Genomic DNA, 12,072 nt, shown 5'->3' on the forward strand with positions numbered 1-12,072 from the left:
GAGCTATCGCTTTCGCTGTTGCTTCTGTGGCTATTCCTCTGCCGATGTGTCTATGGCTTAAACCTATACTTACAATCAAATATATATATATTGTGACACAATATATAAAACCCTTATTAAATAAAGACTAAATAATAATTTAATCAAACTGAAAGAAATACGGGTTTTGTGAAGATGTCTTAGAAAACCCGCATAGCAACGTGGATTCTTCATGATATAAATCAGGTAAAATTCATCAATCTCACTGTATTTATCCCTGAGGCTAGACTTAGGGAAGATTTGTGTCACTACAATTACTTAGTCCATATTCTCCCCATTTTTATCCAATGACAAAAATGTTCCTACATTAATGACGCAAAGTTACCTAAATAGGTTCACCGATTTCACATTGATCCTTGAAGTCCATTTGTTCATTTTAATTGCCTTGTAGCTGGCTGCCAGGATATTGTTAAGTATCTTTTGAAACAAAAAAAAGAACGACTACCTACTGGAAGCCGTATAAACCGTGCTAAACAGTTATTCTATTATTAACTCACCCTTAATTCTATACTTCACCTTATTATTAGAATGCTCTTCTTCCCTCTTCGCCATATGTATCTCAGGTTCAATCAAAAACTCTTCTGTACATAATTTACTTTCATTATTCGGATCTTTGTACACCAATATGATATTCAAACTGAATAAATCCAAGTTTTCATTAAATGCCTTTATGTTCAATAAGTATATGTACCATCTAGGAAGATGTATTTTTATACCGTGTTTTTCTGCGCCAACAGGATGAATCGTTCCCAATTCCTCAAGATGAAAACTGATTTCATGTTTGATATTTTCTACTTTATTAAATGAAATAACGACTTTTTCTTCTTCCTCAGAAAGATAAAATGAATGATTATCTTCATCATTGAAAGCGGTATGATCTTTCATAAAATCATTTAATTCATCAAAATCAACCGCAATCTCAACCATGACATTTTCTGCTGGGATATTTCCATGATTATAAACTTCTAGATAAACACTAGATTTATCGTCTTGAAACGATGATTCCTCCACACCACTTCCCCAGTCCTGAAAGAGTGATTGATGGAGTTCAACTTCAAATGTTTTAGACGGTATGGCTAAGTTTACTTTTCTACTATTCTTCTGTTCGTCACTCGCCGTTTGATGACTCTTTTTCAATCGAAGCACAGCAAACACAGAAATGAATGTCGCTAATACTACTCCACCAATAGAAATGATTAGTACCAATAGTTGTATCTTCACCGATTTGTCCTCCGTTTCTATTTTCTTCATTATACACTATCCACTTATTCACTATATCTATGAATGGTATCTAACTGCTAAAGTCCTATGTTTGATCACACAAAGATAACGTTAATGTTGCATAAAAAAGAATCCACGTTTTCATGGGTTTTAACCAGTCCATTATAAGAAAATCCGTCATAAGGTAAGCAGGCTCTCCTTGTTCACCTAGCATCCAAAAGCTTACATCACTTTCTCATGACCTCTTATCTACGAATTTCGCAAATTTCTTTCAAATGTAAAGTATTTGTGAAAAAATTGACTATCCTGCCCTTTAGTTTAATAAACTTGACTTTTGATGCCACGTGCATCGCTAATCCCTTCTGCTCTTCTGCATTACAGGTAAATAAGCTCTTCACTACAAATCCAGACGACCAAACTCCCAACCTAACTTTCCTCATCTTTTTTGTAATCTGTCGTGCTGATTGAGCACAACAAAAGGAAGATCAACGGTCGGAACACGTTGATCTCTTTTTGTCGTCTCACTCTGCTTTTCTTTTTCTACCGTTCTCGTCACTCGCAGACCGAGAAGATACAAACTCAGTATCCTCAGGGTTATGTGTCCCCCTCTGTTCTATTTCTAATGCCTACAGTTTTTTGGTGTTTGGATATCCAATGTCACTGGATCATTTCAAACGGACAAAATGTATTTCTCCAAGCCTATTTTCAAACCGTCTTCATCATTACTCGATGTGACCCAGTCGGCAATTTTCTTAACTTCCTCTGGCGCATTCCCCATTGCAATTCCTAGGCCTGCGTACAAAATCATATCCATGTCATTATAGTTGTCTCCAATGGCCATCGATTCACGATAAGTAATATTAAATATCCCCTCGAGTTCCTGAATGGCATACGATTTGGACACCATCTCATCCATAATTTCCAGATAGGTTCCCTTGGATTTATAGACACTGATACCAGTAACTTCATTTTTGATTTGTTGTACAAGCCGCTCAACGTCTTCGGGAAGTCCCATGCATAAAATTTTGTGAGTATCATGATCTTCTTCTATATATGAGGAAAGCACCCTCTGTATGGGAGAGCCATTAATAATTCCCGCTTCCTGAATTACCCAAGGATTTTGAGTGTTATCAACGATCCACTGGTCATAGCCATATAAGTTAAAACTAATAGAAGGATAATTATCCGATACAATATCGTATATTTGTTTAATGCTCTTTTTCGATAAACAGATGCTATGGAGGATTTCCCTATTACAGCCCAATATTAGACCACCGCTATAACAAATGACGGGAGCGTTAATATTGAGCTCTTGCTGAAGAGGAAAAATGCTGCTTGGCATTCTCGCTGAAACGAGTACAAAAGGGATATTTCCTCCCACAACCTTTTGGATTGTATTTTTGGTGTCGAATGTAATTTGATGTTTTGAATTTAACAACGTCCCGTCAATATCGCTAAAGATTGCTTGTATCATGGCCCATGCTCCCTTGCGATTTTTTATCACTTTTCTTCCTCAAGCACCTTGATAACTTCTACTCCGCTATCCTGCAACATCAGCAATGAATGCTTCGGGGCATCCTGATTTGTAATTAGAATATCAATTTCGGAAAAATTCAGACCTTTAAACGGGCTTGTTAAATTAAATTTTTTGAAATCAGCAAGTAAAAATACTTCTCTGGCACGCCTCGATACCAGCTTTTTAACTAAAGCATCATCACGGTTCGCAAAATACACTCCGTCTTCCATAATGGCGGCAGCTCCTAAAAAAGCTTTGTCAAAAAAAACATCGTTCAACTGCATAGCCGTGTCGTAGTCATAAAAAAAACGGTTTTCATGATTAAATTTGCCCCCGAGCAAATTTATGTTAATTTCACTTTTTGCTGATAAAGCTTCTGCATTATCCAACGAGTGTGTGTAAACCGTCAGATTCTTGTCCAATTGCCCACAGAGCAGTTGAATGGTAGTCGATACATCCATGAAGCATACATCTCCGTCAGCGATATGCTCAGAAGCTATTTTTGCAATAAGCATCTTTTGCTTTGTTGCTGAGGTTACACGTTCCTTGTAGGCTCTTATTTCTTCTTTTAATAAGGGTAAGGCAATACCTCCATGGGTTCTGATAACCCCCCCTTCATGAACAAGCTTAATAATATCCCTTCTTGCCGTATCTCTCGAGATGTTCAATAAATCGCAAATTTCCGAATTTGATAATTGGTTACGGCTTTGGAGATACTCCAAAATTTTTAAAAGTCGTTCCTCTTGGTGAATATAATCCCTCCCCCTTTCCCTATATTCATCATAAGCAATTTAACGCTTTTTGTTAAGTGTTTTTAAGTGTTTTTTTCAAAAATTAAGCAAACCGCTTATATTGAGTATTTCACATGATAAGTCCCCGATCCGCATGCACATCGCATTAAGAGTCCAGGGACTTTATACATTTTGCCTATTTATTGATAAATTCAATCTTTTGACATCTGCAGTGTCGGTTTTTAGTTTGAAGTGGATTGATTATAAAATGCTTGCACTCCTCGCGTATTAAAATAGGAAACTAATCCACATCTAATCCTACAACCGGCTCCATAACACACTCCCTAATATTAAAGTTGCGGCCACTCCCACGATGGTTCTCCCCCATAGCTTCGCTTGTGATACGAGATCCCTGTCTCAACCAGCTCAAACATGGTCATTGAGGGCAGTGAGAGAACTGTTTTCACGACGGGGCCCGCCCCAATAAAGTCAACGTTCTCTCGGCTACCGCCATCATATGATGCCTAAGAAAAAAGGCCAACCAGAAATCTCTGATTGACCTAAATAACACGAAATAAAGTCCTAGACTATCGCTATTTTATTGAGCTAACGTTTCCCGTTAGTTTGACAAGATTATTAGAACTGAACACTAAATCCGTTGAATTTATGAATCCCAGTTCCAAATTTGACGAGATCATGTTCCCTCAGAAATTTAACTGCAATTTTTACTTCATCTAAAATTATTGGATTAAGTCCTAATGTATTGTGAGAACCGTATACCATTTTGATGTTGGGTATTCTTGCAATCTTTTCTAATGAATTCACTAAATCAACAGGGTTCGTTGAAGGATAAAAGGCATATATTGGCGCTTCATCATAGAGCAGATCGCCAGTAAATAAATACCCTTTTGTTTCATCGAAAACTGAAATATGGCCAGGAGAATGTCCTGGAGTGTGATATATAATTAATCTTCTGTCCCCTAGATCGAATATATCACCATCCTTCAACAAACCTGTCGGCTTTCCTTTAAAGAGTTGGTATGTATCCGGATTAAACCTTTCTGGAGTAGGCAAGGTTATATCTCTTCTAATATTCTTCCTGATTTGCTCTATTGTTAAGCCTTGAATCCCGTTAATTAGCCAGTCTTCATCTCCTTTATGGACAAAGATCCGTTCAAATTCGCCATGGTTACCTATGTGGTCAGTGTGGACATGTGTCGTAATAACTTTTAGAGGTAAAGATGTCAACTGCTCTGTTATTCTTTTGATACTATCAATCCCAAGCCCTGTATCAATTCTAACTCCATTTGCTTATTCGTCAGGGGCTACACTAATCTGCAGTGGGTCGATCTGAAAATCCTCTCCCTCTTGGGAAAATTGTTGAAAAACTTTTCCAATGTTCCCTTGTAAGACAGGTAGGATAATAGAAATTCCAGTCGCTCTCCCCCTGTTAACGCTCTCCTGATCATAGTGTAGCCTTCCTCTCGCAAAAACCTACAACTTAAAATGGTTGCAATATGTCGAATGCTGAAGTAAAGTTTTTTTAAGCTCATTTCATATAGGAGGATAACAATGATTTATAGAAACGCTACTGTTGATGATATATCTGCTATAGTGGAATTACAAAAAAAATATCACATTACAACCATTAGTGAAAAAGACAAACCCGATGGCTTCGTAACAACCTTATTTACAGAAGAACAATTTAAGGAATTAATTGAAAATGAAAATGGAATTACAATTGCATGTCATGGCCAGAAGATTATTGCTTATGTGATGGCTGCCTCATGGAAGTATTGGGCTAAGTGGCCTCTTTTTCAATTTATGATTGGCGATTTGAAAGATACAGAATATAAGGGGATTACTCTTTCTACTGAAAACACTTATCAGTATGGGCCAATTTGCATTGATATGGATTACAGGGGGACGGTAGTACTCCGAAAGGTTTTTGATTTTTCCAGAATGCAAATGAGTAAAAAATATCCGATATTGATAACTTTTATAAACCACATCAATCATAGATCTTACGCTGCTCATACCAAAAAGCTTGGTCTTGACGTGATTAAAAGCTTTGATTTCAACAATAATACTTACTATGAATTGGGTTGTTTCACATCAGAGTGATTGCATGTAATTGTAATTTTGGACCATCCATAAGCCTATTTTACCATCTCAATACCAAACCTCATGGAAATCGCCCTTCAACTAGCCTACCAGGCCAGTTGAAGGGCGATTAGAATTAGAGATATTACCGATTAAGATCGAAACGACTAGCATTGAATCAGCTTAACTTACCGGTCAAAAATTGTGCCTCCCCCAGTCCAAAACTCCAATCATCATCATTATTTTCAACAATAGATACCATTAAATCGGTTGGTGCGATGCCGCATTCAGCTTTTAACCTTTCAGCCAGCAAGGAATAGAGCTTTTGTTTCTTCTCTTTTGGTCGGGCTTTGCTTATTATGGAGAGAATAACTAGACTATCGGTACGGTTAAATCCTAGCCCAGTATCCTCAATAATCATATGGTCCGCCGGGTGTTCGTGAACGATTTGGTAACGATCTCGCTCAGGAACGTCAAAAGCTTCCACAACAACTTGGTGGGCAACATCCAAAAGTTTTTTCAGGCTTGCTTTATCTCGTCCTTTAATAAGATCAAAACGAAGTAATGGCATTTTAACTTCCTCCCTTTAATAAAAATTATTTTCCCCTATTTATTATCAAACATTCTAATAAAAGAAAATTTTCGGACAAGAACACTGGCTTGATCAATGGTTTGTTTTACAATTGAAGCGGCAGGTTGGTCGCCTGCTAACCGAAGACCCTGTCCCGCCCAAAGTGACATGTACTCGGGGTTGTTCGCTTTTGCAGCCGCTTGGCGAATGTCCCGGGTCATCGCGTTTTGAATGGGGTAAGCGGGGATTGTTCCGGGGTACTGATGCATGTCAATCATAAATTTTGTTTGAATGCCTCTTGAAGCTCTTCCAGAGTAAGCACGTGTAATTTCAGTGGAGTCCTCATTTGACGAGAGGATTTTCTGTTTGTACGTTTCATGGGCGCCGCTCTCGGGGCAGGCTAGAAACGCAGTGCCCATCTGTACTGCAGCGGCTCCTAATGTAAGGCTTGCTACAAGTCCCCGCCCATCCATGATTCCCCCTGCTGCGATGACCGGGATCGACACATGGTCAATGATCTGCGGTACAATAGCCATAGTGCCTATCAAAGCATAGGAAGGGTCTTTCATGAAGGTCCCCCTATGCCCGCCTGCTTCGCTCCCTTGAGCCACAATTGCATCTGCGCCAGCTGCTTCCAATTGCTTGGCTTCATCAACAGTTGTTGCAGTTCCAATGATGAATATTCCATGCTGTTTCATGATTTGGATCACGTCTTGGGATGGTACGCCAAAAGTGAAACTAAATACAGGTACACGCTCCTCTAACAGTACCTGTAGCTGCTCCTCAAATGATTCTGAAAACTTCATAAGAGATGGATTTTGAGCAGTGCCAAGTTTGATGCGGTATTTATTCAGATAATCTGTCATCCGGTAAATTGCTTCTTCCGAATCTTCTGATTCCTCAGGCACAAACAAGTTTACTCCAAAAGGCTGGTTCGTTCGTTGCTTGATCTTTTGGATTTCGCTACAGAGTTGCTCCGGCGTTAAGTATCCGCCCCCCAGGTTGCCTAGCCCACCGGCATTTGAAACAGCCGCTACTAATTCGGGTGTCGAAATGCCGCCAGCCATCGGCGCTTGAAAAATCGGGTATCGAATTTTAAGAGTACGTGTCAAATCAGTCTCAAACACTTTTAAAAACCTCCTTTTATTGAAAATTAGACGAACTCGTGCCTCCAAAAAAGGACAGACCCTAACCTCATGCCGAATATATCGGGAAGGTCATACTGGCAGCATGACACCAACGACTTGCAGGATCAGCGCAATAATCAATGATAATAAAATCTCAGACTTTCAATTATATTCGTTAATAGCATCCAATCTTTTGAACAGTTTATTAAACTCTTTTAATTTAGCCTTATCCTCGACTTTGACCCCTGAACAATAGAAAGAAATATTACCGTTGCCTTCATCTAAAGAATTCATTTCTTCCAGTACTTTTTTTAGATTTTTTGCAGTTCCATTATTTCCATCAATTATATTAACATCCGATGAAAATAATTTTCTAAATATATCTTTATAGTAAGAAAAGTGAGTACATCCTAAAACAATAGTTTCATACTTACTTAAATCATATATAGATAATTGTTCTTGAAGATAAGGCAGCACTATTTGCTCGTTAAACTCAAAACTTTCTGCAAACTGAACTAATTTCGGAAGAGGTAATAAATCAACAACATGTTCGTTATCTAATTTAGTAATAAGATTTTGAAGTCTTTCTTCCCTTAGAGTCAAAGCAGTAGCAGTTACTAAAACTCGTTTATCTATATTTTTTTTTGTTTTAACAGCTGGTTTTACGGCAGGCTCCATACCAATGATTGGAATACTGTATTTTGCCCTTATTTCTTCGATTGCTGCGCTTGTGGCAGTATTACAAGCAATCACTATCGCTTTTACTTTTTGCTGGCTAATAAATTCTATAGCATTTAAAACATACTTTTTAACTTCATCTTTCGTTTTGTGCCCATATGGAACATTTAATGTATCTGCGTAATACATATAATCTTCATTAGGTAAAACTTTTAATGTATCATGCAATACAGTAATGCCTCCAATACCAGAATCAAAAAAACCTATTTGCATTTTTTATTCCTCCAATAAGGAATCAATTCACCAATTCCATTTGTATCTGATTCCAATGCAAACTGCCCAGGATCTAACTAAGCTCTTGACCAGGATGAATACGAGCATGGTTCAAATTTCCTATCGCTGCTTTTTGACTTGAAATGACTGCACCGGATAGCAATATTATAGCAGCAACAACAAGCACCAAAGCGGCAAGAAGTAGTGATAGGTTGTAGCTATGCGCCATTTCCAACACGATTCCTGCTCCGATTGGACCGAGTATTTGACCTATGCCATAAAATCCTGTCATCAAAGCAATTGCTCTACTACCACTGGATGGTCTAGACATACGAGCCGCGGCTAGAGCAAGCATGGAAATGCCCATAAAAGTGCCTCCAAAAAGGACAGATCCTAACGTCACGCCGAATATATTGGGAAGCCATACCGGCAGTATGACCCCAACAGCCTGCAGGATAAGCGCAATAATCAATGGTTTGATGTAACCGACTTTACTCGCCCACCAGGACCAGATCACTGTTGATGGTACCGCCGCTATCCCAACGATAATCCAGCTAAAGTCAGCAAAACTTGACATATGAGGCATTTGCTTAACCATTGCTACAAGAAACGTCGCGCTTACTATATAACCTAACCCCTCAAGTCCATAAGCAATAAGTAGCCAGCCGAAAATAGATGGATTTTCCGCTGATGAACTCAGGGATTCAGCATTTTGAGTTATAGGTTTCGGCTCTTTATCGTGGATAAATGACCAAACGGGTATGATAAGGATGATACTAATGATCAAAAGGCCGATCCAAGGCCCCCTCCAAGTGAAAATGCTAAGAAAAGGCGTAAGTAAACCAACTAAAACAATACCAACGCCAACTCCTCCGTAAAATATACCTACCCATTTTTCACGCTTATCTGTAAACAACGCATCCAACACTAAACTTGATGATAGAACGAAAATAAGGCCGCTGCTAATTCCAGCAAGAAAGCGCAAAATCATCCACCATAAAAATGATGAAGTGATTCCCATAAGTCCCGTTAAAATGATGCAGAGTACCAATTGCATCCGAAGATGATAGGCTCTTCGGGATCCCCAGGTTATGAAACCTGCACCAAAGGCAGCGATAAGGTAACCCAAGTTATTACTCCCTGCCAAATATCCGGATTCCGTAGCGGATAGATGAGCTTGTGATTGCATCAATGGAAGTATGGAAGTATATGAAAAACGTCCGATTCCCATTGCAATAATGAGCATAACTAAACCACCGATCATGGTCTTTGTGGAATTAAACAATTTCGCATTTTTAGCTCCTGAATTCTCCATGAGACTGACCTGTCACCCTTCTAAATTCAATTTACCTCTCAATACATCAATTAATATGAACATAAATCCTGGTTAACATTAAAAAAATCAATTCTTATAACAAAGAAATGACGGTAGACACCATCCGGGATTTACCAACTTTTGAATCTTCAAATTCTATTGTTTTCCTAAAAAATCCAACATTAGTTCTCCAATTTTATATGCATGTGTTTCCAATGCAAAGTGCCCAGTATCTAATAAATGAATCTCGGCTTTAGGTAAATCTTTCTTAAAAGCCTCAGCACCAGCCGGAATAAAGGAAACATCATTTTCACCCCAGACTGCTAGCAAGGGCGGCTGATATTCACGGAGATACTTTTGAAACTCCGGGTACATTTTTACATTATTTTGGTAATCAAAAATTAAATCCAATTGTTTCTCATCATTTCCCGGCCGGGACATATAAGCAATATCAAGAGTATAGCCATCTGGGGAAACTTGGCTTTCCTTTGTTCCATCAACATATTGGCCCTTGATTGTGTTAGGCGCAAATGCTGTCCTATAACTTTCCCTTTTTTCTTGTGTAGGATAACGCCAATAATCTTCTCGTGCCGCCCATTTTCCTCCTAGTCCTTCACGATAAATGTTGCCATTTTGGCTTATTATTGCTGTTACACGTTCTGGATGGTGCTTGGCAATGCGAAAGCCAATAGGGGCTCCGTAGTCAAAGACATATAACGCATATTTAGTAAGCCCTAGTTTATCGATGAAAGTTTCGATAATTTCAGTAATATGGTCAAATGTATACTGGAAATCTTCTCTGTCAGGTGATGAGGTACTCCCGAACCCCGGATAATCAGGAGCAATTAAATAGTAGTCTTTTTCTAAAATAGGTATTAGCTCTCTAAACATATGACTTGCGGATGGAAAGCCATGAAGCAATAAAATGACTGGCTTGTTGGGATTACCAGCCTCACGATAAAATACGTTTAATCCTTCTATCTCTAATGAATGATAAGCCCTCATACTATAACCTCCTGTTTTCTTCATAAGACCTGCCGCTTACTAAACTAATTGTAACTCCTCACAAATATCGTGTAAAATGAATTTATATGATTTGTAATATCAAAATTATCAATAACAAAATGGAGGAATGACGGTGGACATCCGGGACTTGCAGATTTTTCTGGCGGTTGCGAACGAAGGAAGCATTACCAAAGCAGCCGAAAAAATGGAATATGTTCAGTCGAGTATAAGCATCCGTATCCAGCAGCTTGAAAAGAAACTGAAAACAGCGTTATTTCGTCGTGGCCGGCAAGGGGTTCGGCTCACAACATCCGGAGAGACACTCAAGTCCTATGCTGAGAAAATTGTCTTTCTTACTCAAGAGGCGGAACGAGTCGTGGCAGATAACTCAATCCCAAGAGGCCCGCTTCGGATCGGATCGCCTGAAACCACAGCTGCGATTCGCCTACCATCTATTCTCACTGATTACCATAAATCCTATCCAGAGGTGGATTTGGCATTAAAAACTGGAACGACGGAAGAACTTATCCATTTAGTGTTGAAATACGAGTTGGACGGAGCTTTCGTAGCTGCGCCAGTTGATCATGCTGAGCTCGATATTACTGAGGTAGGGGTTGAGGAACTTGCGTTTATATCGGGAGGACAATTCCCCTCAATAGATCAGCCTGAACAATTGCAAAATCTGACTTTACTAGTATTTCGTGTTGGGTGTTCATACCGACGAAAACTCGAGGATTGGTTACATTTGCAAGGAATTATTCCTGCTAAGATCATGGAGTTCGGAACATTGGAAGGAATCCTTGGATGTATTCATGCTGGTCTCGGAGTATCCCTTTTACCTCGCTCGGTGGTTGAAAGAGCCACGGTTCAATATAACTTGCGATCTCAAGAAATCTCGGAAGAATTCTATAAAACCCCGACTCTATTCATACGTCGTAAAGATACTTATGAAACTGCAGCTATGTCCGAATTTATCCGGATTTCAAAACAGAGGTTCATTCTTACGTAATCTGCCATCGAAAGTTATCGACAATATCCTACATTTTAGAGCACCATATTAACGAGAACAAATCATACTGTGTAATTAACTTATAGAAACCGCAGCCTTCTAGCGGACTGGCGTCATGGGCAACAAAACAAAGAAAGCAGCTGATCACATTGGTCGGCTGCTTTCTTGTTGTTATAGAGCTAACGGCTGTAAAAAACTTCGATAACATTACCATTCAAGACATTGCAGACCAAGCAAACGTAAACCGCGGTACGATTTATCTTCATTATCAGGACAAATATGATTTATTGAATCAAATCATGAGACACACATTAATGAATTAAAAGAAATAGATACCTGGGCATGTCAGATGGAATGGGCTGATGCTCTTGTTCCATATTTGCAGCCAAAAATGCATGTCCGCTAATGCTAAGCGTATAGAACGGTTAAAATGTTAGCGAGCCCCCTTATATTAAACTTCATGATCCTTAAATTATAAATACTC

At 38.9% G+C, this 12,072-nt stretch carries 10 protein-coding genes and 2 pseudogenes; 3 read left to right on the forward strand and 9 right to left on the reverse strand.

Translation table 11 applies throughout. From position 1 onward, the window contains the following. Positions 1 to 516 precede the first annotated feature (516 nt). The 4 genes and pseudogenes from ACXHJ2_RS10525 to ACXHJ2_RS10540 all read right to left on the reverse strand — a co-directional run. The gene (locus ACXHJ2_RS10525) at positions 517 to 1,260 is read right to left on the reverse strand and encodes a hypothetical protein (protein WP_231124630.1); all 744 of its coding nucleotides are present in this window, start codon (positions 1,258 to 1,260) and stop codon (positions 517 to 519) included. Positions 1,261 to 1,930: 670 nt separating this feature from the next. Continuing rightward, on the reverse strand, positions 1,931 to 2,764 hold the full coding sequence (locus ACXHJ2_RS10530; protein WP_457874790.1) for a Cof-type HAD-IIB family hydrolase: 834 nt from the start codon (positions 2,762 to 2,764) through the stop codon (positions 1,931 to 1,933). After that, positions 2,761 to 3,567 (reverse strand): DeoR/GlpR family DNA-binding transcription regulator, encoded by an 807-nt coding sequence (locus ACXHJ2_RS10535; RefSeq protein WP_457874881.1) that lies wholly within the window; start codon positions 3,565 to 3,567, stop codon positions 2,761 to 2,763. Before ACXHJ2_RS10535 ends, ACXHJ2_RS10530 begins: the two co-directional genes overlap by 4 nt. Positions 3,568 to 4,143: 576 nt before the next feature. Next, positions 4,144 to 4,803: pseudogene (locus ACXHJ2_RS10540) on the reverse strand (MBL fold metallo-hydrolase); the annotation flags it as partial. Between the two features lie 276 nt (positions 4,804 to 5,079). Between ACXHJ2_RS10540 and ACXHJ2_RS10545 the strand changes: the two are divergent. Then, the gene (locus ACXHJ2_RS10545; RefSeq protein WP_165083936.1) at positions 5,080 to 5,631 is read left to right on the forward strand and encodes a GNAT family acetyltransferase; all 552 of its coding nucleotides are present in this window, start codon (positions 5,080 to 5,082) and stop codon (positions 5,629 to 5,631) included. 157 nt (positions 5,632 to 5,788) lie between these two features. Here the strand turns inward: ACXHJ2_RS10545 and ACXHJ2_RS10550 are convergent, their stop codons facing one another. The 5 genes from ACXHJ2_RS10550 to ACXHJ2_RS10570 form a co-directional block, all read right to left on the reverse strand. Next, a complete protein-coding gene (locus ACXHJ2_RS10550) occupies positions 5,789 to 6,181 on the reverse strand; it encodes a tautomerase family protein (RefSeq protein ID WP_165083934.1) in 393 nt (130 codons plus the stop codon). A 35-nt stretch (positions 6,182 to 6,216) separates the two neighbouring features. Beyond that, on the reverse strand, positions 6,217 to 7,308 hold the full coding sequence (locus tag ACXHJ2_RS10555; protein WP_165083932.1) for an NAD(P)H-dependent flavin oxidoreductase: 1,092 nt from the start codon (positions 7,306 to 7,308) through the stop codon (positions 6,217 to 6,219). Positions 7,309 to 7,470: 162 nt separating this feature from the next. After that, positions 7,471 to 8,259 (reverse strand): glutamate racemase, encoded by a 789-nt coding sequence (gene murI, locus ACXHJ2_RS10560; protein ID WP_165083930.1) that lies wholly within the window; start codon positions 8,257 to 8,259, stop codon positions 7,471 to 7,473. Between the two features lie 73 nt (positions 8,260 to 8,332). Next, a complete protein-coding gene (locus tag ACXHJ2_RS10565) occupies positions 8,333 to 9,574 on the reverse strand; it encodes a YbfB/YjiJ family MFS transporter (protein ID WP_165083928.1) in 1,242 nt (413 codons plus the stop codon). A 156-nt stretch (positions 9,575 to 9,730) separates the two neighbouring features. After that, entirely contained in the window at positions 9,731 to 10,579 is an 849-nt protein-coding gene (locus ACXHJ2_RS10570; protein WP_165083926.1) for an alpha/beta fold hydrolase, read from the reverse strand. A 133-nt stretch (positions 10,580 to 10,712) separates the two neighbouring features. On the opposite strand from ACXHJ2_RS10570, the gene ACXHJ2_RS10575 reads away from it, so the two are divergent. Both ACXHJ2_RS10575 and ACXHJ2_RS10580 read left to right on the forward strand, forming a co-directional pair. Then, the gene (locus ACXHJ2_RS10575) at positions 10,713 to 11,588 is read left to right on the forward strand and encodes a LysR family transcriptional regulator (RefSeq protein WP_090739100.1); all 876 of its coding nucleotides are present in this window, start codon (positions 10,713 to 10,715) and stop codon (positions 11,586 to 11,588) included. Between the two features lie 140 nt (positions 11,589 to 11,728). After that, positions 11,729 to 11,973 (forward strand): annotated as a pseudogene (locus ACXHJ2_RS10580) (TetR/AcrR family transcriptional regulator); the annotation flags it as partial. Positions 11,974 to 12,072 lie beyond the last annotated feature (99 nt).

Source organism: Paenibacillus sp. ALE3 (assembly GCF_054113405.1).

Bases quoted from the DNA above. Each gene is read 5' to 3' on its own strand.
- ACXHJ2_RS10550 (WP_165083934.1), bottom strand. From the start codon at position 6,181: ATGCCATTACTTCGTTTTGATCTTATTAAAGGACGAGATAAAGCAAGC.
- ACXHJ2_RS10565 (WP_165083928.1), bottom strand. From the start codon at position 9,574: ATGGAGAATTCAGGAGCTAAAAATGCGAAATTGTTTAATTCCACAAAG.
- ACXHJ2_RS10545 (WP_165083936.1), top strand. From the start codon at position 5,080: ATGATTTATAGAAACGCTACTGTTGATGATATATCTGCTATAGTGGAA.
- murI (WP_165083930.1), bottom strand. From the start codon at position 8,259: ATGCAAATAGGTTTTTTTGATTCTGGTATTGGAGGCATTACTGTATTG.
- ACXHJ2_RS10570 (WP_165083926.1), bottom strand. From the start codon at position 10,579: ATGAGGGCTTATCATTCATTAGAGATAGAAGGATTAAACGTATTTTAT.